At 48.3% G+C, this 23,956-nt stretch carries 21 protein-coding genes and 1 riboswitch; of the genes, 5 read left to right on the top strand and 16 right to left on the bottom strand.

Annotation, left to right across the window (positions count from 1 at the left end; all coding sequences use genetic code 11):
• Window positions 1-174 precede the first annotated feature (174 nt).
• Window positions 175-1,653, top strand: coding sequence for a DUF1846 domain-containing protein (locus FGS84_RS22605; RefSeq protein ID WP_138310579.1), 1,479 nt, complete (start codon window positions 175-177; stop codon window positions 1,651-1,653).
• A 273-nt stretch (window positions 1,654-1,926) separates the two neighbouring features.
• On the opposite strand, the gene FGS84_RS22600 is transcribed toward FGS84_RS22605, so the two are convergent.
• The 3 genes from FGS84_RS22600 to FGS84_RS22590 all read right to left on the bottom strand — a co-directional run bounded on the left by FGS84_RS22600 (window position 1,927) and on the right by FGS84_RS22590 (window position 4,502).
• Window positions 1,927-3,174, bottom strand: coding sequence for a 6-phosphofructokinase (locus tag FGS84_RS22600; protein WP_138310578.1), 1,248 nt, complete (start codon window positions 3,172-3,174; stop codon window positions 1,927-1,929).
• A gap of 122 nt (window positions 3,175-3,296) precedes the next feature.
• Window positions 3,297-3,905: a histidine phosphatase family protein gene (locus tag FGS84_RS22595; protein ID WP_138310577.1), complete on the bottom strand. Its 609-nt coding sequence runs from the start codon at window positions 3,903-3,905 to the stop codon at window positions 3,297-3,299.
• The gene (locus FGS84_RS22590) at window positions 3,906-4,502 is read right to left on the bottom strand and encodes a sigma-70 domain-containing protein (RefSeq protein WP_227146320.1); all 597 of its coding nucleotides are present in this window, start codon (window positions 4,500-4,502) and stop codon (window positions 3,906-3,908) included.
• Between the two features lie 149 nt (window positions 4,503-4,651).
• Between FGS84_RS22590 and FGS84_RS22585 the strand changes: the two genes are divergently transcribed.
• On the top strand, window positions 4,652-5,527 hold the full coding sequence (locus FGS84_RS22585; RefSeq protein WP_138310576.1) for a LysR family transcriptional regulator: 876 nt from the start codon (window positions 4,652-4,654) through the stop codon (window positions 5,525-5,527).
• On the opposite strand, the gene FGS84_RS22580 is transcribed toward FGS84_RS22585, so the two are convergent.
• The 5 genes from FGS84_RS22580 to FGS84_RS22560 form a co-directional block, all read right to left on the bottom strand.
• Window positions 5,511-7,940, bottom strand: coding sequence for an ATP-dependent DNA helicase (locus tag FGS84_RS22580; RefSeq protein WP_138310575.1), 2,430 nt, complete (start codon window positions 7,938-7,940; stop codon window positions 5,511-5,513). The genes FGS84_RS22585 and FGS84_RS22580 overlap by 17 nt on opposite strands.
• 107 nt (window positions 7,941-8,047) lie before the next feature.
• Window positions 8,048-8,293, bottom strand: a complete 246-nt coding sequence (locus FGS84_RS22575; protein WP_138310574.1) for an HPr family phosphocarrier protein — start codon at window positions 8,291-8,293, stop codon at window positions 8,048-8,050.
• A gap of 324 nt (window positions 8,294-8,617) precedes the next feature.
• On the bottom strand, window positions 8,618-9,856 hold the full coding sequence (locus FGS84_RS22570) for a 6-phosphofructokinase (protein ID WP_138310573.1): 1,239 nt from the start codon (window positions 9,854-9,856) through the stop codon (window positions 8,618-8,620).
• Between the two features lie 47 nt (window positions 9,857-9,903).
• On the bottom strand, window positions 9,904-10,308 hold the full coding sequence (locus tag FGS84_RS22565; RefSeq protein ID WP_138310572.1) for a PH domain-containing protein: 405 nt from the start codon (window positions 10,306-10,308) through the stop codon (window positions 9,904-9,906).
• A gap of 240 nt (window positions 10,309-10,548) precedes the next feature.
• Window positions 10,549-10,983, bottom strand: coding sequence for an NUMOD1 domain-containing DNA-binding protein (locus FGS84_RS22560; protein WP_138310571.1), 435 nt, complete (start codon window positions 10,981-10,983; stop codon window positions 10,549-10,551).
• A gap of 264 nt (window positions 10,984-11,247) precedes the next feature.
• Here FGS84_RS22560 and FGS84_RS22555 point away from each other — a divergent pair, with 264 nt between their 5' ends.
• A complete protein-coding gene (locus FGS84_RS22555; protein ID WP_138310570.1) occupies window positions 11,248-11,670 on the top strand; it encodes a hemerythrin family protein in 423 nt (140 codons plus the stop codon).
• A gap of 103 nt (window positions 11,671-11,773) precedes the next feature.
• On the opposite strand, the gene FGS84_RS22550 is transcribed toward FGS84_RS22555, so the two are convergent.
• Complete coding sequence (locus tag FGS84_RS22550) at window positions 11,774-12,949, bottom strand: DUF4317 domain-containing protein (RefSeq protein WP_138310569.1); 1,176 nt, start codon at window positions 12,947-12,949, stop codon at window positions 11,774-11,776.
• 399 nt (window positions 12,950-13,348) lie between these two features.
• The gene (locus tag FGS84_RS31630; RefSeq protein ID WP_227146324.1) at window positions 13,349-13,834 is read right to left on the bottom strand and encodes a hypothetical protein; all 486 of its coding nucleotides are present in this window, start codon (window positions 13,832-13,834) and stop codon (window positions 13,349-13,351) included.
• Here FGS84_RS31630 and FGS84_RS31850 point away from each other — a divergent pair.
• Entirely contained in the window at window positions 13,725-14,108 is a 384-nt protein-coding gene (locus FGS84_RS31850) for a DUF4397 domain-containing protein (protein ID WP_279232848.1), read from the top strand. The genes FGS84_RS31630 and FGS84_RS31850 overlap by 110 nt on opposite strands.
• A gap of 93 nt (window positions 14,109-14,201) precedes the next feature.
• Here the strand turns inward: FGS84_RS31850 and FGS84_RS22540 are convergent, their stop codons facing one another.
• The 5 genes from FGS84_RS22540 to FGS84_RS22520 all read right to left on the bottom strand — a co-directional run bounded on the left by FGS84_RS22540 (window position 14,202) and on the right by FGS84_RS22520 (window position 21,577).
• Entirely contained in the window at window positions 14,202-15,776 is a 1,575-nt protein-coding gene (locus FGS84_RS22540) for a diguanylate cyclase (RefSeq protein ID WP_138310567.1), read from the bottom strand.
• Between the two features lie 449 nt (window positions 15,777-16,225).
• Window positions 16,226-17,659, bottom strand: coding sequence for an NCS2 family permease (locus FGS84_RS22535; RefSeq protein ID WP_347563873.1), 1,434 nt, complete (start codon window positions 17,657-17,659; stop codon window positions 16,226-16,228).
• A gap of 122 nt (window positions 17,660-17,781) precedes the next feature.
• Window positions 17,782-17,878: riboswitch (purine riboswitch) on the bottom strand.
• Window positions 17,879-18,253: 375 nt separating this feature from the next.
• Window positions 18,254-18,547 (bottom strand): hypothetical protein, encoded by a 294-nt coding sequence (locus FGS84_RS22530; protein WP_138310565.1) that lies wholly within the window; start codon window positions 18,545-18,547, stop codon window positions 18,254-18,256.
• A gap of 145 nt (window positions 18,548-18,692) precedes the next feature.
• A complete protein-coding gene (locus FGS84_RS22525) occupies window positions 18,693-20,249 on the bottom strand; it encodes an AbgT family transporter (protein WP_138310564.1) in 1,557 nt (518 codons plus the stop codon).
• 23 nt (window positions 20,250-20,272) lie between these two features.
• A complete protein-coding gene (locus FGS84_RS22520; RefSeq protein WP_138310563.1) occupies window positions 20,273-21,577 on the bottom strand; it encodes an amidohydrolase in 1,305 nt (434 codons plus the stop codon).
• Between the two features lie 225 nt (window positions 21,578-21,802).
• On the opposite strand from FGS84_RS22520, the gene FGS84_RS22515 reads away from it, so the two are divergent.
• A complete protein-coding gene (locus FGS84_RS22515) occupies window positions 21,803-23,095 on the top strand; it encodes a LysR substrate-binding domain-containing protein (protein WP_138310562.1) in 1,293 nt (430 codons plus the stop codon).
• Between the two features lie 111 nt (window positions 23,096-23,206).
• On the opposite strand, the gene FGS84_RS22510 is transcribed toward FGS84_RS22515, so the two are convergent.
• A complete protein-coding gene (locus tag FGS84_RS22510; protein WP_138310561.1) occupies window positions 23,207-23,800 on the bottom strand; it encodes a CpXC domain-containing protein in 594 nt (197 codons plus the stop codon).
• Between the last annotated feature and the right edge of the window lie 156 nt (window positions 23,801-23,956).

The raw sequence follows: 23,956 nt of genomic DNA, 5'->3' as shown, positions 1-23,956 counted from the left end.
TTTTTTAAGTGCTTTTCTTATAAAACAACCGGTATGTATGATTTTACGGCTGCGGATACAGATTGCAGCAAATCCCGCCTTTTCAATCCGATTAAACTATTATGGCGCGCAGAATTAAATTGTGCTATACTAGAAAAGTATGTGATTATAAAAAACCGGGAGATTACAGAAGAAATGAAAATCGGATTTGATAATGAAAAGTATCTAACCATGCAGTCAGAACACATCAAACAGCGTATTGGAGAATTCGGAGACAAGCTGTATCTGGAATTCGGAGGAAAGCTTTTTGACGACTACCATGCCTCCAGGGTCCTGCCCGGCTTTGAACCGGACAGCAAGCTTCGTATGCTCCTTCAAATGGCTGACCAGGCCGAAATTCTCATTGCCATCAATGCAGCCGACATTGAAAAGAACAAGGTCCGCCACGACCTGGGCATCACTTACGACGAGGATGTCCTCCGTCTGATTCAGGAATTCAGGGACAAGGGTCTCTATGTGGGAAGCGTTGTCATCACCCAGTACAGCGGCCAGAACGGCGCCGACCAGTTCAAAGCCAAGCTGGAGCACCGTGATATCAAAGTATACCGCCATTACTGTATCGAAGGCTACCCCAGCAACGTGCCCCTCATTGTCAGCGATGAAGGCTACGGCAAAAACGATTACATTGAAACCACCCGTCCTCTGGTAATCATCACGGCTCCAGGTCCGGGCAGCGGCAAGATGGCCACCTGTCTCTCCCAGCTGTACCATGAGAACAAGCGCGGCATCAAGGCCGGCTATGCCAAATTCGAAACCTTCCCTATCTGGAACCTTCCTTTAAAGCATCCGGTGAACCTGGCCTACGAGGCAGCCACCGCCGACTTAAACGATGTGAATATGATAGACCCGTACCACCTGGAAGCCTACGGCGTAACCACGGTCAACTACAACCGGGATGTGGACATTTTCCCTGTACTGAACGCCATTTTTGAAGGCATATACGGCGAAAGCCCCTACAAATCCCCCACTGACATGGGCGTAAACATGGCCGGCCTCTGCATCATGGACGACGAAGCCTGCTGCGAAGCATCGAAGCAGGAAATCATCCGCCGCTACTACCATGCCCTGAACCGTCTGGCCAAGGAGGAAGGGACTTCCGATGAAGTATACAAAATCAATCTTCTGATGAACAAGGCAAAAATCGACTCCACCATGCGCGCTGTCATTGCGCCCTGCCTGGAGCGTGCCAAGGTATCCGGCGGTCCTGCCGCTGCCATGGAATTAAACGACGGCACCATTGTCACAGGCAAGACCAGCAGCCTGTTAGGAGCCTCTGCCGCCCTCCTGCTAAACGCCATCAAGGTCCTGGGAGACATCCCGCACAATATCCATCTGATTGCGCCATCGGCCATTGAGCCCATCCAGACCTTAAAGACAAAATACATGGGCAGCAAGAACCCCCGTCTCCACACCGACGAAGTCCTTATCGCCCTGAGCATGAGCGCCGCCACTGACCAAACCGCAAAAAAGGCCCTGGCCCAGCTCCCCAAGCTCCGCGGCTGCCAGGTCCACACCTCCGTGATGCTGTCCGACGTGGACATCAAGGTATTCGGCAAACTGGGCGTCCAGCTCACTTCCGAGCCGGTATATGAGCATAAAAAGCTGTACCACTGATGATGCCATCGCCAGTACCCCGGCTGTTTTCAGCCCGGCTGCCAGCCCAGGACCAATATGGGTTATATTCCCAGCAATTTCAGTAAAATTCAATTAATTAGAATGCTTACTATTTTTGTTACAATAATTAGTGAAATAGAATAAACGATTTATCCCTGCGCTCCCTGCAGCCGGAAACCCCAGTCCCGCAAACAGCAAAGGACTGGGGTTTCCGGCTGTGCGATGCAGAGGACCTGTGCAAGGTGAGCCCCAATACCGCGCGCTTCTAAATCCCTACTTTCTCTCCACATCCGTATAATACAAATGCCTGGGCAGTCCGTCCGTCATAATAGGCGTCAGCTCCGCCTGAATCAGAGGCCGGATATAGTTCACAAATTCCTCCGTCACATAATCCCCTGCCTCATTAATCCATTCCCTTGGAACCTTCTTCTCCACATTTGCCACCTTATGTACATCGTAAATATCCGTCACGCACACATAGGGGTCATCGGACACCCTCTTCAGGATAATCATTTTGCCTGTCTCACCCTCAAAGGCCTCCTTCACGGCAGCGCCGCCCACCTGGAAGGCTTCCGTAATATCCACTCTTGATACGATATGGGACGCGCAGCGCTGAAGGGAATTGAATTCAATGGCCCTTGTCTTGCATCCCACTTCCCGGTTGATTTTTTCTGCCAGGTATCTGGCTGTTCCTGTAAGCTGCTTATGTCCAAAGGCGTCCACGAACTCAATGCCGTCTGTCAGCTCGCACACATAGCGGCCATCCGCCAGCTTCACGCCCTCGGACACAGCCACTACCACCGATGCCTTCTTCTTATGAAGCTCCTCCACCTTTTTCATGAAAGCATCCACGTCAAAGGTCACCTCCGGAAGGAACAGCATATCCGGCCCCTCGCAGTCCTCTCCCTTTGCGAGAGCAGCTGCTCCTGTCAGCCAGCCTGCGTTCCGGCCCATGATTTCCAGGATGGTCACATTCTGCTGGTCATATACCAATCCGTCACGGATGACCTCCTTTGTAATGGCGCCGATATACTTGGCTGCGCTGCCATATCCGGGGGTATGGTCTGTGGCCGCCAGGTCATTGTCAATGGTCTTTGGAACGCCCATAAAGCGGATTCTGCTGCCGTTGAGCAGGGAATAGTCGGAAAGCTTCTTAATGGTGTCCATGGAGTCATTGCCGCCGATATAGAAAAAGTACTCTATCTCCAGCTTGTCCAGAATGGAAAATATCTTATCGTATATCTCCCGGTCATCACAAATCTCCGGCAGCTTGAAACGGCAGGAACCCAGATAAGCGGAGGGCGTTCTTTTCAAAAGCTCAATATCCAAATCCGACTTGATGTGCTCCTCCAAATCCACATACCGCTCCTGCAGAAGCCCCTGTATGCCGTGGAGCATGCCGTACACCTTCCTGGCGCCCCTGTCCTTGGCTGTCTTAAACACGCCTGCCAGGCTGGAATTAATCACTGCGGTTGGACCTCCGGACTGCCCTACGATTACATTACCTTTTACCTCTGTCATAGAAATACCTCCATTCATAAATTGTAAGCGCTTACAAAACTACCTTTATTCTAATATATTCCCCCCTGGAACGCAAGTGTTTTGGGAATTGTTCCCCTAAAAATTATGTCAATATTTTAACATTATTTTTGCATTAAATGGCTGCAGTCATTTAACTCCAGCAGGCTGCACTGTCCGGCGGCCGGGTCATACTCCATGGTGGTAATGCTGGCATTCCCCACCACGATTTCCTCTGCATCCTGCCGGCCCTCAAGAAGATGGACAATGAAATGAGCCAGCGTACCGCCGTGGGCCACCACTGCCGTATCCCCCCTCATCTCCCTCTTTATCCGGTCCCAGGCCTTTTTGCACCTGGCATCCACCTGGTTCAGGGTCTCGCCTCCGGGAGGAGCCACTGTGGCCGGATGCTGCCACCATTCTTCGTAGAGCTTTCGCTCCCTGGTCAGTATATCCTGGGCAGTCCTCCCCTCCCAGTTGCCGTATCCAATCTCCACCAGCTCAGGCACAGATATGACCTCCACCCCCTGGTCCTCTGCAAGGGCCCTGGCTGTCTCCATGGCCCGAAGCTGGGGACTGGAGTAAACGGCCGAAACCGGACGCTCCTTCATTCCCAAAGCCAGCATCCCGGCCTGGCTGCGGCCTGCTGCATTTAACGGGATATCCTGCCTGCCCTGTATCCTTCCCTGCACATTCCAGTCGGTCTGGCCATGGCGTATGATATAGAGTTTCATCTACAGGCCCTCCTCCAGATTCCAGCCGTTCCTCACCGGATTGGACGTATCTTCCTCATCCTGCGAAGCGGCGGCCTGGCCTTCTCCATTGACTGTCAGAGCATCCAGGGCCAGCTTCATGATGTCCTTGACCTCATCCTCCGTCATCTTCATTTTGGAGGAAAGCTCCTCCAGGGTTGCCTCCCTGCCCAGCTCCTTTGCCAATACCTGGGATACTGTCTGGAGCACATTGACCCTGGCCGCCATGGTTTCCTCAATCTGCTTCTCCGTCCTCTGCTCCTCCAGGGCCAGCTCCACGCTTTCCTTCACGCGGCGGGTCATAAGTTCATCCCACGGTTCGCTGCCATCATACTCAATGGCTGCCAGCATCAGAGCCGTATTGGCCTCCTGTACCAAATCAGATAAGGGAAGCTCGCTGTCTCCATATTCCCGGACCATCTCCAGTACTTCCCTCAGGCAGCCCTCCACCAGGCGGCTGCGCGCCCCTGCATCGCCCCTGGCTGTTCCCTCAAGAACGGAACCCTTTTCATTGCTGTCCAAAGGTGTAATGTCCCCCATCTCTTCCAGATACATATCAAAAAAATCCTGTTCCATCATACTTCTGTCCTTTCAATTCTCCTTAATTTCAAGTTCCATCCATAATCCTTAATAGGATAATCCATGCCAAACCATAAGTCAAGTTTCCCTCTTTACAAAGCCCCGCTAACCGTGATAAGATATGCTTAGTTTATAAGGAGGACTTAATAATGGATATTAACTATGAACTTTATAAAGTATTTTACCATGTGGCGGTAACGCTGAGCTTTTCCGAGGCTTCCAAGCAGCTTTTCATTTCCCAGTCCGCTGTAAGCCAGTCCATTAAAGTCCTGGAGAAAAAGCTTAACCAGCCTTTGTTCATCCGGAGCACCAAGAAAGTACAGCTCACCCCGGAAGGGGAGATTCTTTTAAAGCATATTGAACCAGCCATGAATCTTATTAAAAAGGGGGAAAACCAGCTGCTGGAAGCCCATACCCTTAACGGGGGGCAGCTGCGTATCGGAGCCAGCGACACCATCTGCCGCTATTACCTGGTCCCCTATCTGAACCGTTTCCACAAGGAATTCCCCAACATCCATATCAAGGTTATCAACCAGACTTCCATTGAGTGCGCAAAATTCCTGGAAAACGGACAGGCTGACTTTATCGTGGCAAACTATCCCAATTCCGCCCTGGCCGGCAGTATGAACACCCGGGTTATCAATGAATTTCACGATGTGTTTGTTGCCAGCCGCAGCGCCTTCTCCTTAGAGGGAACCACGCTGTCCCTGGAGGAGCTGCTCCGCTATCCCATCATGATGCTGGACCGCAAAAGCACCACCAGTGAATTCCTTCATCAGGTCTTTCAGAAAAGCCAGCTGGACCTGGTGCCGGAAATCGAACTGTCCAGCAACGACCTGCTCATTGACCTGGCCCGTATCGGTCTGGGAATTGCCTTTGTCCCTGATTTCTGTATTCCCAAACATGACGAGGACCTGTTCATTCTGGATTTAAAGGAACAGCTTCCTTCCCGCCAAATGATGGTGGCCTTCAATGAAAGCCTTCCCGTATCCCAGGCAGCCAGACAGTTCATGGACATGTTATAGGGAACCCGTCCCAGAACGCCCTCACCGCCTGGTCCACATTATACCGGTTCACCACGGTGTAGGTACCCCATTCCCTTGGGAACAGCGCCACGTATTCCGGGCGAAGGAACCGGTCGTCCAGCAGAGCGATGATTCCCCGGTCATGGATGGTCCTGATGACCCGGCCTGCTGCCTGCATCACCTTGTTCATACCCGGATACTGGTAGGCATAGTCAAAACCATGCTCCCCGTGTTCATCAAAATATTCCTTCAGAATCTCCTGTTCCGTGTTTACCTGGGGCAGTCCGGTTCCAATGATGACAGCGCCGATAAGGCGCTCTTCTTTTAAATCAATTCCCTCTGAGAAAATCCCTCCCATGACGCACAGCGCTGCCATGGAACAATCCCTGTCCTCCTCAAAGCTTTGCAGGAACGCCTCTCTGTCCTCCTCTGCCATATGGCTGGTCTGGGCGTTCCATATAAAAGAAAGGCTTCCTGCCGCCTCCCTGGCTGCCAGAATATCCTCTATGGCATGGAGATACTGGTAGGAGGGACAGAACACCATATAATTACCCTTTTTTCCCTCCACAATCCGGCATATATAGTCCGCAATCTTCTCATACTCAAAAGGCCCTCTCCGGCTGTAGCGGCTGCTGACATCGCTGGCTGCCAGGACCATGCGGTTCTCCTGGGGAAAGGGGGACTTTGCATAGACCGCGTACTCCTCCTGGCTGCCGCTTAAAAGCTCCTTATAGTACTGGATGGGCAGGAGGGTGGCTGAGAAGAACAGGGTGCTGGCCCCCTTGTCCAGGCACTCCTTCAGGTTCACCGACGGATTGATGCATAAAAGCTTTACCATGAAGCTGCCGTCCGCAAGAATCTGGTCATATATTCTGTAATTGTCATCCAGCCTGTCATACACATAGAGAAAATCCCGGACCGCAAAGTAGAATTCCAGCACCAGGTCCCTGTCCGGAAACTCCATGTTCTCATTCATGAAGGTTTCCAGCTCCCCAAACATGGTCATCAGGTTCAGTGCCAGAATGTTCACATCCGGCAAAAGCTCATAGGTGCTTCCCAGCACGGTCCTGCGCCCGCCCTCATCCCCTCCGTAGGAACGCTTTAATTCCAGAAACTTCTGGTTGCACTTATCCAGCTGGGCAATGACCTTGCCTGCTCCGGGATGTGTCTTTAATATGCGTTTTGCCAGAAGCACGTCCTCCTTTACAAGGCCGGCGCTGTACATCTCCCTGGCCCTGGGCACCAGGTTGTGGGCCTCATCCACCAGAAACAGGTAGCCCTGGCCCGGCTCCCCCTGGTCAAAATACCGTCTCAGTCTCACATTAGGGTCAAAGACATAATTGTAATCGCATATAATGCCGTCCACCCAGTTGCTGATATCCAGACAGAATTCAAAGGGACATATCTGATACCGCTCTGCGTATTCCAGCACCTTGTCCCTGGTAATGCCGTCCTCCTCCTGGATGATTTCGTAGACAGCGTCATTGACCCGGTCGTAGTGGCCCTTTGCCCATGGACATGCCTGGGGATTGCAGTCCGGCTTCTCCATGACGCACAGCTTTTCCTTGGCAGTGATGGTGACTGTATTAAAATAAAGTTGCCCCTCCCGCCTTAAGATGGAAAACGCTTCCTCGGCCACGCTCCTTGTAATGGTCTTGGCAGTCAGGTAAAACAGCTTCTCACCATGGCCTTCCCCCATGGCCTTCAGGCTGGGATAAATGGTGGAAAGGGTCTTTCCCACCCCTGTGGGCGCCTGGATGAACAGGTTGCGCTTTCTGGCAATAGAGCGGTACACGTTCCCGGCCAGTTCCTTCTGACCCTCCCTGTAGGGATATGGAAAGGGCAGCTCCTTTAGGCATTCCTGGCGGCGTATACCGTGGTGATACAGATATCTGGCCCACTTGACATACTCATGAACCAGCCCCTCAAACCACGCCTTCAGCTCCCCAAAGCTCCTGGCCTCCTTAAAACGGCGGATTTCCTCTGTTTCTATATTACAGTAGGTAATCTGGATTCCAATGGATTCCAGCTCATTCTGTACGCTGTAAAACCATCCGTAACAAAGGGCCTGGGCCAGGTGGACCGGGTCAGGCTCTTCCAGCCTGGATACGTCCATGTAAATGCACTTAATCTCATCAATGGTCACACCGGCCGGCTCGGTGATGATTCCATCCGCCCTTCCCTCCACCAGTATATCAAACATGTCCTCCCGGACCTGATGCCGCAGCATTACCTCGGAACGGTAGGCGGCTCCCATACGCTTTTGAATCTTCCGGTGCAGCCTGCTTCCGGCCTGCATGGCCTCCTTCCTGGCCCCCGCCGTTCTCCGGTTGTCCAGGTCACCGCTTCTCATTACAAACTCCACCAGGTTCCGCACCGAAATGCGTATCTGGGGCTGCGAATGATTCTCCAACTCCTTCTTCCTCCCCTGTCCACTCCATACATAATATAGGGTATCATAACATAAAAAGAGGAGGATTGCAAACAAGTGTTCGCAATCCTCCTCTAACCGCGCCCTCATCAGGCAGCGTTTGCATTGGTTTCCGGTGAAATGGTATCCAGATATTCCTCAAATCCCTGGTTCTCACCATTAAACTGAACGGTCAGGACCCGGGTCAGGTCCAGGCTCAGCACACCAAGGATGGACTTTGCATCAATCGTTACTCGGTTATAGAATACATCAATATCAAAGTCACACTTTGTAGCCTCATCAACAAATCTCTTTGCCTCAGCCATTGTGGGTAACATGATTTTCTTTTCTTTCATAGTCAAAACTCCTTTTTTGTGACATCCCTGTCCCGTCGGTTACAGGAAGGGACCGTCCAACAGATAACAATTGAAAGTGGTTGAAATATATATATCACTATTATATTCAATTGTCAAATTTCCTTTCATGCCTTGTCCCTAAATAAATACAAGATTTCATTGTGCAAAAATGCCATTTTTTACCTTTTCCTCCCCATTCCTTTATCAAAACTTCAGGGCGGTTCCCAAAAAACTGGGAAACCGCCCTGATTCTTTTCCGTTGCAGAAGGCATTTATTATGCAATTTTTAATGTTTTCATAGAAATTATAGGCCCCCTCTGGTCCTTACCGCTTAAGAACAAGGTGCTGGGGAAGGCCGTTTACCATGAATGGCTGGTAGTCTCCCTGGATTAAAGGCTCCACATAATTCACAAATTCCTGGGTTACATAGCTGCCGTCCTTATTGACCCAGCTCCTGGGCACCGTCTTCTCATTATTGGCAATCTTGTGTACGTCATATATGCCTGCCGCGCTCATATAAGGGTCGTCGGAAACCCGGTCAATGACAACCATCTTGCCCGTGTCACCTTCATCCGCTGCCTTGACAGCGGCTCCGCCTACCATGAATGCCTCATTGATATCCACCCTTGAAGCCACATGGGAAGCGCTCCTCTGCAGGGTGGACAGCTCCACGGACCTGGTTTTGCATCCCAGCTCACCGGCCAGGAAACCGGCCAGATAATCCGCTGTACCGGCCAGCTGCTTATGGCCAAAGGCGTCCACGTAATCACTTCCTCCCGCCATCTGGCATACATAGCGCCCATCCGGCACCCTGATTCCCTCGGACACTGCAATGACAATGGACGGCTTCTTCTGAATCAGGTCCCTGCACTTCTTTAGGAACTTATCAATGTCAAAGGGTATCTCCGGCAGATAAATCAAATCCGGTCCGCAGCAGTCCTCTGTCTTGGCCAGAGCTGTGGAGCCTGTAAGCCAGCCTGCATTTCTTCCCATACATTCCATGATGGTGATGGTCTTACGGCGGTAGGACAGGCCCATGGCATCCCGAATCACTTCCTTGGTGGAGGTGGCTATGTATTTGGCTGCGCTGCCGAAACCAGGGGTGTGGTCCGTAAGAGCCAGGTCATTGTCAATGGTCTTGGGAACGCCCAGGAACTTCTGGCCATGGCCCTTGACAATGGCGTAATCGGACAGCTTCTTAATGGTATCCATGGAATCATTGCCGCCGATATAGATAAAGACCTCAATGTCCAGCTTATCCAGTATGTTGAATATCTTCTCATAAAAAGCCGGGTTCTCATGGATATCCGGCAGCTTATACCGGCAGGAGCCCAGAAATGCCGAGGGAGTCCTCTTTAAGAGCTCAATGTCCATATCAGAATGAATCTGTGTGGACAAATCCACATACATCTCATCCAGCAGTCCCTCAATGCCGTGGAGCATGCCGTATACTTTGTGGAATCCCCTTTCCTTTGCTGTCTTATAGACCCCTGCCAGGCTGGAATTAATGACCGAGGTAGGTCCTCCCGACTGTCCCACTATGATATTCCGTTTTTTCCCCATACAAAGTCCCCTTTCTTAAATAAAATAACATGGCTGTTTCTTATTATTTAATAATGGCTGTCCGGCTCATCAAAGGCCTCATCCTCATCTTCCCCGTATCCGCCCATGAATTCCCTGGATGATACCCTTTTATTATCCCGCTCCTGCTCCACAAACTGCGACAGCTGCTCCTTCACATCCTCACAGCGCCGTATGTTCTGTATATCAAAGGCCTTCATGGTCTTATCGCTGCTGTCCACATGGATGGTCCCCAGCCCCATGATTCTCTGCCACAGGCTCCTCCTCAGGGACAAATCCAGGATACGGTAAAGGCGCACCTCATCCTCATGTATGTTAAGGACCCCTGTCTTAATGAACAGCCGGTCTTCTGTCAGGCCATATACAGTGAATGTCCAGGGCAGTCCCAGCCAGTTCCTTTTGCGGTCACTCCAAACCAAATCATCACGTTTCATTTAGCGTCCTCCTCTGTTATAGGGATGCAACTCCTCTTAATCAATATTGTACTATAAACTCATGCAAATTTCCAGAAATATCTTGCAAATATAATCAAATTTCTGCGTTTTTTTCTTTTATTTACAGACTTTCCGAACATACCCTGATACTTCCTCAAAAAACAAAAAACAGCCCAAATACCCGGACTGCTTTTTTATCCTGTAACGGTTAATTTCCTCTATCAAACAGCAGTTTGAAGCCTACTGCCCCTGAACCTGGATATCATCCTCCATCTTCTCTTCCCATATGTAGCCCCCGGCTGTCTTCTGAGCCCCGCTGAGCGCACAGGAAAGGCTCCTGCGGCTGATTTTAAGGGTCCGGCTGGCATGGGCGATGGAGAGGAATTCCCCAACGATTTCTCCGTCCAGATTCTTCTGGACCAGAGGTCGTTTATCATGGTTTCCTATTTTACTGATTAAATCTATTTCGATACTATCCTTCGGTGAATCCGCCAGCACCTTCCTCCAGACGTAACCGCCTCCGGTCCTGCGTTCACCATGGGCAGCCCGTGCAATGGAGCCGATGGAGACCCCAGTCGCCTCATGGGCAGCCCTGGAGCTTTTATAATCTGCAATATAAACACCTTCGGTAGAATATTGACGATATACATAACCTGCACTAATTGTCCGACTCATCTGTATCTTCATCCTCCCATTATCTTATGATTGCCAAGCGTACATGGTCATTATATCAACTATTGACTTTTTTGTCCAGACAACTTCTTACATGTATACCCACCCCTATTTCCAGTGTATTCGGAGTGTCGAAGATATGATATTCCAACCCTGGCAGTGATTCCCATTCATCTGACAATTTGTCTTTATTGTTGCAAAAGTCATAGTATTTTCCCATTATCTGTGATAAATTATATATATCAAACATTCAGGAGGTATTGTAACATGTACGCAGAATTTACAGATGACCTGGTAACAGGCAATGAGATGATTGATACCCAGCACAAGGAACTGATTTGTAAAATCAATGATTTATTAAAGAGCTGTGAGGAGCGTTCCAATCAGAGCGGCGCAGCCAGAATGCTTAATTTCCTGGCCGACTACACCGAGTACCATTTCAATGAAGAAGAGGCCCTTCAGGAATCCATAAATTATCCAGGTATCAAGGAACACAAGGAAAAACATGAGGAACTGAGGCGGACGGTCCAGGAGCTCCATGAAATGCTGACCGAGGAGGAGGGCCCCACGGACGCCTTTGTGGAAAAAGTCTCTGAAAAGGTCAGGGACTGGCTCTATTATCACATCCAGACCTTTGACCGCTCCGTGGCTGAATTCAAATACATGCGTGATAACGCGGAGCGCATCTAAGTACTGCCGGGACACTTCTCGGCATATTCGTAACCGGAAAAGCCGGTCCATACCCGACGCGGTAAGGACCGGCTTCTTATATTATCATTTTCCCTATGGATTTTTACTCAGCCTGTCCAGACGTACCCTCCCCCTCTGCCTGCCTTTGGGCAGCAACCGGGCGTACCGTGATTCCGTTGATTTCCACATGCTCATTGATGGCAATGACAATGCAGGGCCGTCCCTCTATCATCCGGTTCTCCACCAGATAGGTCTTGTCCGGAGACACCTTAATGCTCACATCCGGGGTTTTGATTTCAAAGCTTCTGGTGTTTACCACATTGGCGGCCACAAAGCTGGTGCCGGGCCCATCCTCCACCTCTGCATATCTCTGTTCAAATTCCTCCAGCTTTTCAGGCGGGGCGCCGTTTGTCTCCAGCAGCTTCTTTACCTGATACTTGTCCAGAGTCAGGGGTACAGGCTCATCCTTTGTCTCCTCCACCAGTTCACTCAGGTTTTCATGGATGTTCTTTACTGTCTCAAAGTCGCAGTTATCTCCCAGCGTCTCCTCCACAATGGCCTGGAAAGTCTCCTTCTGGCTCTTGGCCGACATGGGTATCACGCAGCCCAGAAGCTCGTCAATCAATGTTTCCGGCAGCTCCTCCGGATTCTTGGCATAGTACAGCAGGCTGTGGATGTCCGTGTTCCTGTCGTTAAAGGCAGGGAACAGGAACCCCTGGACAGGCGGCTCCACCAGCCAGTCCCGCTCACGGTTCTCAATGGTGTTTGTAAGGGTATTATAACACAATCCTGCCTTTGAAAGCTTAACAGGGCATATGGTGCATTGTATGAATTCATAGACATAATCCGACGCGTCGAACATCTCCGTGCCGTCTGTTGCCTTGGCAGGTATATCATAGGCACAGTGGATGAGAATGATGTAATAGTTCTCGCCATAATCATAATTGGCAATAACCTTGTCATAGAACTCCTCCAGAACAGCGTCATCCTTCAGCTGGCTGTCCCTGAGCCTTAAAAGAAAATGCTGGGTGCCTCCCTCTGCCTCTGTATGTAACGGAAACTCCATATTAATCAGGTTCTTTCCAATGGTCCCTGAAACGGCATTCCTGAATATGGTAAAATATTTAAATGCTTCTTCCTCCTGCAGGGAGAGGAAAGCCTCCTTAAGCTCTGTCTTCTTATTCTTCTCCGCGTCCACGTAGCAGCCGCAGATTCGGGTGATGGCACAGCCTGCCGGGGTAAACAATTTCTTGATTTCATTTGTTTCTTTCTTATTCATGAGCCAGTCTCTCCTATCTGAAATTCCATTTAATAGTAGACCAGATTTCCCCGCAAGTCAATCAAAATAAAATGACCAGTCGGGGAACTGGTCATTTTAGGAGAAGGTATTTCGTTTCTTATGGGGTGTAGCAAAAACTATATAATGTATTGGGGGGGTTACGTTTATTATAATAGCATACACTATCAAAAAAGTCTGCCCAAAGTTTTATCATCGAAAATCCTTATTTTGTGCATTTTGCGGCTGTTCCCCCAAGCCTGCCCCTCCGCACAATTTTTTTTTCCACGCATAAGATATGACAAAGCATATTATGAAAGGTTACCTTATGTATAACGATAACTACTATCCGTCCATGGCAGAGGATGATATGGATTCGTCCCTTATCTATCCTGACTATGATTACGAATCATACGAATCCGATGAATGGCTGAATTCCCAGGAAAATGACCTAAATGACCCCATTCTTCCGCTCCCGGAAGACCAGGACGCCTGGACGGGCCAGGAGGAGGACCTTGACATACAGGAACGTTCTGCCCGCCCCATTCCAAACAGACCGGTTCCTCCCAGGCCCACTCCTCCAGGCCCAATGCCTCCAAGGCCCAATCCCCCGGGCCCAATGCCTCCAAGGCCCAATCCCCCGGGACCAATGCCTCCAAGGCCCAATCCTCCGGGACCAATGCCTCCAAGACCCAATCCTCCGGGACCAATGCCTCCAAGACCAACACCCCCAAGACCTCCAAGGCCCATACCGCCGAGGCCTATGCCGCCAAGACCGATTCCTCCAAGGCCGGTTCCCCCAAGACCATTTCCCCCAAGACCATTTCCTCCAAGACCTGACTGGTCCTGGAATTGGGGCACAATCCTGCCGGGGTTCGTCCTTCCCATTACACCTGCGCGTGTCAGATTCTACAATGCAGCGGTCCGGGGACCAATCCAGATTTACGTGAACAACCGCCCGGTTGTCTCTAACCTGAACTTTTTGAATTTCACCCGTTTCTACAATGTCATTCCCGGGCGCTACCGCATCACGGTTTACCGCGGCAACGACCTGAGCACACCTCTGGTAGATACCTGGATGACGTTCCTGCAGAATCAGACCTATACGGTCACACTGGCTGGCTCCGGTTCTAACTTCTGGCTCCAGTCAACCTCCATCTAATCATAGCTTCAATATGATAAAGGGGCGCTGCCATGAAATCCAATTACTCATGGCAGCGCCCCTCTTTTTTACACCATTTTCCGCCGGCCTCTGTCAGGACTCAATATAATTGACCTCTATGTCGGAAAAAATCCACAGGGTTTCTTTGCTGACGCCTCCGTAATGATAAAAATTAAGAATTCTCAGCCTGAGCTGGCTTCCATCCTTTTTCCGGTAGATAATGCCGGGAATTTCATCGCCCTCCAGCTGTTCTTCCAGACAGGCATAATCGCAGCAGCGCTCAAACAGCGTCAGATACTGAGGCTCCACCATCTCCTTTGCGTACAGCATCAGAGCCTTACTGAACCTGTTTCCGCTTTTTTCCAGCATCTCCTGGAAATAGGAAGGTGTGAAAAGCTGCCGCAGCGTATCTGTCTCCAGATTCACAAAATATACCCCGGTGAATACCGGCGCCAAAATGCTCAGGAAACGGTCCGCATCCTTCTTCTCTGAAATGATTTGTTCCATATGCTTGTTCAGCGCGCGTTTCTGCCGTTCACCGCCCTTGGAGGAATAGTACCCCTTTTTATACTCCTGCATGGCTGCCTCAGCCCTCTGAATCACCTGCCCTATGTCAAGGTCCGTATCCCGCCACTCCAGTCCGATGGAAAGGGAGAAACCGGCCTCCTCTGTCTGTCCGCAGACCTGTTTTATCTTCTGCATCAGCTCCTGCCGGCCCACATTCCTGCTCAGAATAATAAACTCATCACCGCCAATCCGGAAAATCTCTTCAAAGTCAAAGTTTTTCAGCAGAATGTCTGCCACGGTTTTAAGCATCCCGTCTCCCGTCTGGTGTCCAAGATGATTGTTGATTTCATGCAGTCCGTTTGCATCTATATAAATACAGGCCAGGGTTCTGCAATCCGTATTCCCGCTTTCAAAGGCATGAAGCGCCTTTTTAAAGCTGGTCCTGTTCTGCAGGCTGGTAAGGGCGTCTGAAAGCGCCTCCCGGCTCAGCATACGGTTGGCTGATTCAATCTGCCTTAACTGCTGTTTGATGATAATTTCATTTCTCTTTTCCTGTATCTTAGAGTTGTACAGACTTGCTGCAATGGCTGCTGCTGCCAGGGATGAAAACAGGCTGTTCATCATATTGTTAAAACTGTTATCCAATCCGGCCGGATCCGGGAAATACGGCAGTAGACCATTGAATAACAAAAAGTCCGCCAGAAACAAAAGCCCTGCCTGCCATGGCTTCATCATGGACATGATAGCCAAAATCAAAATGACATAATTGTAAACAGTGAGTCCGTTGCCCCCCAGCTGGTCATTGAGAGTGACTGCCACGCCCCAGAAGCTGAAAAACACAAGATAGGCTGCCTCGATTCGGAAATACAGGCGGACATCCTTTTCCTTCCTGCTGTCTATCCGGGCCTCCGCCCACATGACGCCTGCTGTCGCCAGTATGAGGGTCAGATACAGGAAAAAATACGCCACACGGCGCGGCTTTGCAAAGGGACCGCCCGGCCTCATGGATATGGACACCGCCATAATACACTCAAAAGCAATGATGAATAAGTGAAAATAAATATTCCGTCTGGCCACATCACTATGCAAGGCCTGGATTACCTGGTCAAAATCCGGAATATCCCGGGTGATTCCTAAAAATTTTTTTATTCTGCCCCCCATCCCTGTTCCTCCTGTTTTCCTTGATTTTCCCGTAAGAAAATTGCATGATTTTCGTCACAAACTACTTACAAACTGTTCACATTTACGCAACAGACTGCTCATAATTAACGGATATACTTTATATTGTAAACAGCTAATGCTTATAAGACTTTTTTTCATAATACTCGGCCAGTGGGATTTAATCTCACTGGCTCCTCCCTTTTTCAGGGATAATTTAACAGGCAGCATCTGAATAACTGTATTTTACCATACCCGGCCCTGATTTTATAGTGCGGCTTATTTTTTCTTGTTCCCCCAACCCTTTCCTCTGTCCGGAACAGGGATAGTTCAGCAAAAAAACAACAGGAAGCTGTCAGCATAGTATCTGCCAGCTTCCTGTGTATTTTGCGGTACCCTGTTTTGTTTCCTGTCTAAAGTCCGCCCTTACGAATAAAACAGTTCCTTTCCTTCTAACCCAATGTCATAAATGCATACCTTACAACGAATACAACAGAAATCGCCAGTGTAAGAACCTTCACATCCTGTCTCCTGCCGGTGGTAAGCTTCATCAGGCAGTATGTGATTAATCCAAATGCAACGCCGTTAGCAATGGAATATGTAAAGGGCATAAAAACAATGGTGCAGAAAGCGGGAAGCGCATTGGTCATTTCACCAAAGTCCACATCCCTGATATTTCCCAGCATCAGGATGCCCACGAAAATCAGCGCCGGTGCAGTGGCTGCTGCGGGAACTATGCTGACAATGGGCACAAAGAGAATGGCTCCCAGAAACATAAGGGCTGTCACCAGGCTGGTAAGTCCTGTACGGCCTCCTGCTGCGATTCCTGCACTGGATTCCACCACGGTGGTTACTGTGGATGTGCCTACCATTGCGCCGGCGGCCGTAGAGATGGCATCCGACATCAGAGCCTGCTTCATCCGGATAACCTCGCCATTTTCATCAATCATGCCGGACTGCTTGGCTGCGCCCAGAAGGGTGCCGATGGAATCAAACATGTTAACCAGCGAAAAGCTGATTACCAGCATGGTTACCGTAAATATGGTTTCCACCATGTTTGGACCTGAAAATAATCCGGCGAAATCCATTTTCATGAATGACACCTCTGCAAAATCCCTGAATTTTAATCCGATATTCATATCCAGGTTTGAGAGGTGGGTTACACCAAGCGGTATTCCTAAGAGCGTTGCAGCCACAATGCCCAACAGGATAGAGCCCTTGATTTTTCTCGCATGAAGCACTCCCATGATGACCAGTCCGGCCAGCGCAACCAATGCGCTGCTCATGAGGGCCAGGTCCGCCCCATCTATCTTCCACTGTGAAAAATCCACCAGACTTACAAGGGTGGCTGGATTGGAGATGACAATTCCTGCATTTTTCAGTCCGATGATGGTGATGAACAGGCCGATGCCGGGGGTGATGGCTGTCTTAACTGCATCTGGTATGGAACGTATGATTGCTTCCCGCAGGCCGATGGCTGTTATCACTATAAAGAAAATGCCTGAGATAAACACAACGACCAGTGCCTGGCCATAGGTGTAGCCCATTCCCAGTACAACTGTGTACGCAAAAAACGCATTCAGGCCCATTCCCGGAGCCTGAGCAAAGGGAACCTTGGCATACAGGGCACAAAGGATGGTACCAATGAACGCTCCGATACATGTGCCGATGAATACGCCGTTTGCAATCTTTCCTGCCATGACAGCATCCCCCATGATGACATATGGGTCCGATAAAATCTGTGGATTCAAAATAAGAATATAGGCAATGGTGATAAATGTGGTGATTCCTGCAAGCACTTCCGTCCTTACGTTTGAATGGTTTTGGGAGACCTGAAAAAAGCGGTCTACGCATCCTGTTTTTTGTTTCAATACTATGTCCTCCATGTCATGTTTTAATCTGCGTGATATGTACAGATTTCTCTTTCCGCTATCCATTGTAGTTGGAATCCTGCAGCCCTATCATTCCCGCCCCCTCCCATGGGCAAATACCTAACTGCAAAAAAAGAGCCAACTACAAAAAGCCATGTAGTCAACTCTTTACGGTAGTTGGTAGATACTCTGAGCCAATTCTCAGGATATACATAGTGAATAGCACCAATATTTAATACAAAATTAATTATATACTCTAAATCTTTTTTAGTCTATTGGCTTTTTTAGTCAAGAAATCTTCCTGTTTTTTGTGCAATTTGTACATTCTTATTTCATTCATAAACTTATTACAAACCGTTCACACTTTTGCAACAGACTGCTCACATTTTCTGAATATACTATCTATTGTAAAAGGTCAATGCTAATAACTTTTTTTCATAATACTCAGCCAGCGGGAACCGCCCGCTGGCTACTCCTCTCTTCAGGGGTATAAGGATAACTAACTGCTTTTCTTTTTCACACAAATAAGCAAAGCACAACAACAAAAGACGGCTTCCGCCGTCTTTTGTCAATGAATGATTAAGTAAATAGATAAACACACCTTCCTGATTAGTTAATCTGAATCTCCATGGCCTGTTCCGGGAAAAAGTCATTTTCCATATCATAAATATTATGGGTGGTGGAATCTCTCAGCACACGGCCTTCCAGTGAATAACAGCGCATAAACTTGTTCTGTCCATCCACACAGGTCCAGTTCTCCGCATCCCAGGTCAGATATCCCATGTCATCCGTTCTCTTCTCAGCAAACTTCATATCAATCTGGCGGTCCTTTTTCATGAAGTCAATCAAACCTTCCTTCGTCACTTCAACTTCCTGCTTGTTAACGCAATCAAATGCTTTCATTCGTCTTCTCCATTCCGCACTGCCTGCCGCAGCGCATATCTTGATTTTATCCCATATGGATTTTATCATAAAACCAGGATTCTGGCAATAGACGGATGGGCGGATGAAGCAGGCCGTTTCACCCATATTCCCGGGTTATTTTGTCTCAACCTCCAAGACCTAAGGGGATACCGCAAAAATAAAACACAAGAAACATTGCTATCAGTACGCCCAGATACACGATGGAGAAGACCACCTGGCCCGATAATAATGTTCCCATGCCAGCCTCTTCCTTATTTATCTCCGGTATACGGTATTGATTCATCATTGAAATTGCGAACACAATCGCTGCATTTAAAGGAGTCAGATTATTGGTGCATGAGTCTCCTATTCTGTACAGGCATTGGGTTGTGACCGGGTTTATGCCAAGGTTTAAAAACATTGGTACGAATATGGGAGCCAGTATCATCCACTTGGCGGATGCGCTGTACATAAACAGGTTTGTTACAGCTATTACCACTATAAAAGCAATCATCAGCGGCAAACCGGTAAAATGAATGGACTCTAAAAGCCGTTCCCCGTTTACTGAAATTATGGTTGCCAGATTACTTTTATTGAATACGTAAAGCATTTCAGATACAACAAACAGAATCAGAACCAGCGATGAAACGCTCTTCACACCATTGGCCATCATTTTAGGAATATCATTTTTATGTTTAATGACGCCTGAACCCACTCCGTACGATACCCCCAGAATAACAAAAAAGATGGAGATGATAGGAACCAGGCCGGACATCAGCGGAGAACTGGGCAGCAGATTTCCTTCATCTGAGCGCAGGAAACCGTTTGACGGCATACAGAATACAAGCATCATAACAATAAAAACCATCGTTCCAATGGCGGTAAATTTCATTCCCCTGTTTTCTTCAGATGACAATTCCAGCAAAGAACGGTCACTTGATGCACCCGCTTTTCTGTCTGTGTCCCCATACAGGGGAACGAGAACCTTTTCAGTGATTATAGTAGTCACTAATGCCAACACAATACAGGCTGCGGCCTGAAAGAAATAGTTTACCATCGGATTCATGGTATATCCCAATGGTTCTGAAACGCCATTGGTAATTGAAGATACAACCACATCCCCAACGGACGGCAGTAAATTGCCCATGTAACCGGCGCCCGCAGAACCATATGCCACAATAATTCCAATCCACGGGTTTCTGCCTATGGCCTTAAAAACAATAGCGCCGAGCATAACCGCCAGTATTGTTCCACCGTCTGAACAGATATTGGAACAGACACCTACCATGGCCAGAACAAATGTTATCATGCTGTTGGGAGCATTGTAAAGAAGCTTGCGCAGTCCGACCTTAAAGAACTGGCTCTCATCACATATGGCCACACACATAGTAATTATCAGGACTGAGGTAAGGTTGGGACTATCTGTAAATGCCTTAATAAAATTGGCCAGCCACTTTTGCAGCTCTGCTTTGGAACACATGTTGACAACCCCAGCTGTCACCTCCTGGATTTCACCCTTTTGTGATGCGGTGGTATAGCTGACCGTAACCCCCAATTTACTGCATATAAACGAAGCAATCAGTACAATCCCAATTAAGACTAAAAATAAATAAAATGGATGCGGAAGCTTATTGCCAACCTTTTCAATATATTTAGCGAACCGGATAAACCCACTATTTTTACTTTCCTTATCTTTCGTCATTTTTACCCATCTCCTTTACATACCTAAACCCCATTCAGCTTAAAAACCATAGTGCTGAACAAACGGACAGTCAACGGAATCACATCTTCATTTACACTGAAATTACTATTATGATTTGGCGCTGTGGAATCACAGCCAAGCCACATAAAGGTGGCCTTTCCTCCATGCTTCTGCACTTCCTTCATCATAAAGGTAACATCTTCCCCGCCTCCCAGCATATCATGAAAGGAATCCATCTGCGTGACTCCGGCTGTCTCTTTTGCCGCTTCATATGCCACAGCCGTCATTTCCTCATCACATGCAGCATCGATGGAGTGGCCCATTATTTTATAAGTAAAATCACACTCATACATCCGGGCCGCGGCCTCTGCTATTGTCACCATCCGGTTGAACATATATTCATTCAAATCGTCCGTAAGGCCCCTGACCTCTGCCTTTAGCAGAGCATGGTCCGGGATGACATTTCTTCCCGGTCCTGCTATACAGGCGCCCACATTTACCCTGGTCCTGCCTGCGCTGTGTCTGGATATTCCCAGTATGTTCAGCGTGGCCGTGGCAGCGGCAGCAAGGGCATTATGTCCCATTTCAGGTGCCATACCAGCATGTGCAGACAGCCCCTTGAATATCAGGTCCACTTTGTAGCTAATGCTTCCATTCTTGGTGGAAGCTGCAAACTGGCCAAGACGGCTTGTCATATCAGCAACATGGCCTCCAAAGAGATAATCCACATCATCCAGTATACCGCTTGCCGCCATTGACGCACCTCCCCGTGCGCCCTCCTCTGCGGCCTGGAAAATCAGCTTGATTTTACCGCACAGCTGGTCTTTATAAACAGATAGTACCTTTGCGGCTCCGATTCCAATTGCAGTATGGACATCATGGCCGCATGCATGCATTAAATCAGGATGTATTGAGGCAAAATGCTCTCTGGCAGGAAAATGTTCCCCGCCTAAACATTCCTCTACATCATTGCAGTCGATGTCAAACCTTATGGCTGTTACAGGACCAGGTTTTCCGGTATCTATCACTCCGACCACCCCTGTATATCCGCCTCTCATCCTCTCTACCAGCTCCGGGTCCGCCCCCTCTCCAACTGCACGCTGCATACACTTTTCCAGTACATCTTCCGGCGGCACACCGTATCTCTCTCCCCGGACATGAACATCCCTTCCGAAAATATAAGGAATTCCAAACTCCTGCAGTTTCTTGATGATTTCCGAAGTGGTCAGAAATTCCGTCCACGCGTTTTCGGGCATCTTGTGTCTCTGTCTTCGAAATTGAATTAATTCTCTCGTCAATTCATCCTCTTTAATCCGATTGAATTCCATTCCTATCTCCTCCTCCTTCAAACCACGGGTTACCGGTAACTTATATCACTAAAATACCAAACCAACTCCCTATATTCCGCTATTGTTCCGCCAAATATCAGCTATTTCAGCAGCTGTTTCATTCATCTCCCCTTTGCCCCCTCCGCATTGTGTTATCCTGAAATCGTTTGTATAATATAGTTATTACGTTCCGGAAATAATCAGTCAAAGGGGGATTGGATAATTATGGATACAAAAACAGTACACTACTTTTCACTTCTGTCTGAAAGCAGGGATTTAAAAGAGGTTTCCGTCTTAACAGGCGACAGCGTGGAAGTCATCTGCAGTGCATTAGATGCTTTGCAGACAGAATTGGAGTGTACACTTCTGCGCCATACGCAAGATATGGTTTCCCTTACTGACCACGGCGAACATTTTCTGCGCTGCGCTCATGTCATTGACGCCTCTTTACAGGATTTCTTCTCTTATATCAGAACAGAGCCCACACGGGCCCCTGTCAGCATCTCATTGCATGCCTGCAGCGGACTGTTGACCCCGCTTTTTACTTCCCTGAAAGAAACTTACAAAACAATTGATTTGAGTATTTCCCAGAGCAATACTGAAAACCAATGTGACTTCAGTATTGTAACCGAGGAAACCGCTCCGACGGAGCCCAATGAGATGGTTTTGCTGAAAGAGCCATTATGTCTTGCCGTCAACAAAAAACATGCCTTTGGTGTGCGTAAATCCGTGGATTTGTCCGAATTGGCCAATGAGTCCTTCATTATCCAGAAAAGGACAAATCCTCTAAGAAAAATCACTGAAAAAAACTGTCTCAACGCAGGATTTACTCCAAAAATCATTATGGAAACAGATAATAACATGGCCTATTCAAAACTTATATCTGCCAACTGCGCAGTCAGCATCATCCCTGCCATTACAAACCAATTTATATTTGACGAATGCTGTTCCCTGATTGAAATAAAAAATCCTAATATATACCGTTACCTTGTCTTAAAATGGGAAAAGGGCCGGGATCTGAACGACGCCTGTATTACCATCAGGGATTTTCTGTCTTCTTACTTTGAGAATCTCCCTGCCATGCAAAAAAAGGTGTTTATCCATACATTCGGCCAGTTTGATGTGTATGTGGACGATGCTCCTGTGTATTTCAGCAATAAAAAATCCAAGGAATTCTTAGCCCTTCTCATTGACCGACAGGGCGGAACCGTTACCATGGAACAGGCGATTGATTGTTTATGGGAATCTGAACCATATGATGAAAAGATTAAACGCAGATATCGAAGTGTAATCATGGCGCTTCGCGCCACCTTAAAAAAATATGCAATTGAAAATATGGTCACATTTCAGCGTGCCGGTGCACATGTGAATAAAAATACCGTCTTATGCGATTTATTCGAATTCATAAACGGCTCTCCCGCCTATGTCTCTTCTTTTATGGGTGACTACATGCTTAATTACAGCTGGGGAGAGATAACACTGCCTCTTCTCATCCGCCTTAGCTCCACCATGGACTGAGCTGGTTCACCTGCAAATTACCACTAGCAAATTACCACTAAAAAACTGCCAGTCTTTCACAACTGGCAGTTCCCTGTAATTTACCATCTAATACGGACACTCTGAATATCATCATACCCGTATCTTCTTTAATGCCTCTGCGTACTTACGGTTAATCCTGCGGAATCCGCGGTCTTCCTCTGCGGGAATCTGGTCGTAATATTTCCTGGCCAGCGTATACAGGCCTTGTGATACCGCTATATGCTTCTCTTGGCCGGGAACTGTAAAATACATCAGCTTTCTCCAGTTACCCGCATAATACAGCTCCAGATTCTTTTTTGCCATGTGGCGCATGGCCTCTTTTGTTATCTCCATGATTTCATCACTCAGCCCTGCCTCAAAAATCCGTATCTTTTCAGCCAGCTGCCTGTAATCATCCACATATCTCAGCTTATATCCAGCCGGACAATCCAGCTGCTGAATCATATCCGAATAATCCTTACCCACGCAAACCATAAACTTTCCGGCAGTATCGTGATATAAAATATCATACTGTATGTATAACACAGCCCTACAGTCAGGACATACCACTATCTCAAACTTGCCGTCTAAAATCCGCTGCCTGAGCTCCGGATTCACGGATGGGGTAATACTGTCATATATTTTAATTGGTATGATGGAACCACAATCAGGACATCTAACTGCATGTGTTCTGTTTCTTGACATCACATTGCCTCCAAACATTTGTTCGATATACTAAGTATATCAAACATGGCAGATATTGTCAAACAAAAGGTAAACATTTGTTCTCATCTGCCTGGTGCCGCGTTACTGTTCAGAGGCTAACTTGTAAAGAAAGAACCCATGGTGTAGACTGGAAGC

Source organism: Clostridium sp. 1001271st1 H5, from assembly GCF_005845215.1.
Taxonomy (GTDB): domain Bacteria; phylum Bacillota; class Clostridia; order Lachnospirales; family Lachnospiraceae; genus Enterocloster.
Note: the sequence above shows the minus strand (reverse complement) of the source record. Positions and strands in the feature narration are given on the sequence as shown.

Coding starts and splice junctions, on each gene's coding strand:
- FGS84_RS22535 (WP_347563873.1), bottom strand. CDS start 17,659: ATGGAGGACATAGTATTGAAACAAAAAACAGGATGCGTAGACCGCTTT.
- FGS84_RS22575 (WP_138310574.1), bottom strand. CDS start 8,293: ATGAAAGAAAAGAAAATCATGTTACCCACAATGGCTGAGGCAAAGAGA.
- FGS84_RS22605 (WP_138310579.1), top strand. CDS start 175: ATGAAAATCGGATTTGATAATGAAAAGTATCTAACCATGCAGTCAGAA.
- FGS84_RS22570 (WP_138310573.1), bottom strand. CDS start 9,856: ATGGGGAAAAAACGGAATATCATAGTGGGACAGTCGGGAGGACCTACC.
- FGS84_RS22530 (WP_138310565.1), bottom strand. CDS start 18,547: ATGAAAGCATTTGATTGCGTTAACAAGCAGGAAGTTGAAGTGACGAAG.
- FGS84_RS22540 (WP_138310567.1), bottom strand. CDS start 15,776: ATGGGGGGCAGAATAAAAAAATTTTTAGGAATCACCCGGGATATTCCG.
- FGS84_RS22590 (WP_227146320.1), bottom strand. CDS start 4,502: ATGATGGAACAGGATTTTTTTGATATGTATCTGGAAGAGATGGGGGAC.
- FGS84_RS22560 (WP_138310571.1), bottom strand. CDS start 10,983: ATGAGTCGGACAATTAGTGCAGGTTATGTATATCGTCAATATTCTACC.
- FGS84_RS22515 (WP_138310562.1), top strand. CDS start 21,803: ATGGATACAAAAACAGTACACTACTTTTCACTTCTGTCTGAAAGCAGG.
- FGS84_RS22520 (WP_138310563.1), bottom strand. CDS start 21,577: ATGGAATTCAATCGGATTAAAGAGGATGAATTGACGAGAGAATTAATT.
- FGS84_RS22550 (WP_138310569.1), bottom strand. CDS start 12,949: ATGAATAAGAAAGAAACAAATGAAATCAAGAAATTGTTTACCCCGGCA.
- FGS84_RS22585 (WP_138310576.1), top strand. CDS start 4,652: ATGGATATTAACTATGAACTTTATAAAGTATTTTACCATGTGGCGGTA.
- FGS84_RS22595 (WP_138310577.1), bottom strand. CDS start 3,905: ATGAAACTCTATATCATACGCCATGGCCAGACCGACTGGAATGTGCAG.
- FGS84_RS22525 (WP_138310564.1), bottom strand. CDS start 20,249: ATGACGAAAGATAAGGAAAGTAAAAATAGTGGGTTTATCCGGTTCGCT.
- FGS84_RS22565 (WP_138310572.1), bottom strand. CDS start 10,308: ATGAAACGTGATGATTTGGTTTGGAGTGACCGCAAAAGGAACTGGCTG.
- FGS84_RS22555 (WP_138310570.1), top strand. CDS start 11,248: ATGTACGCAGAATTTACAGATGACCTGGTAACAGGCAATGAGATGATT.
- FGS84_RS22510 (WP_138310561.1), bottom strand. CDS start 23,800: ATGTCAAGAAACAGAACACATGCAGTTAGATGTCCTGATTGTGGTTCC.
- FGS84_RS31630 (WP_227146324.1), bottom strand. CDS start 13,834: ATGGGAAGGACGAACCCCGGCAGGATTGTGCCCCAATTCCAGGACCAG.
- FGS84_RS22600 (WP_138310578.1), bottom strand. CDS start 3,174: ATGACAGAGGTAAAAGGTAATGTAATCGTAGGGCAGTCCGGAGGTCCA.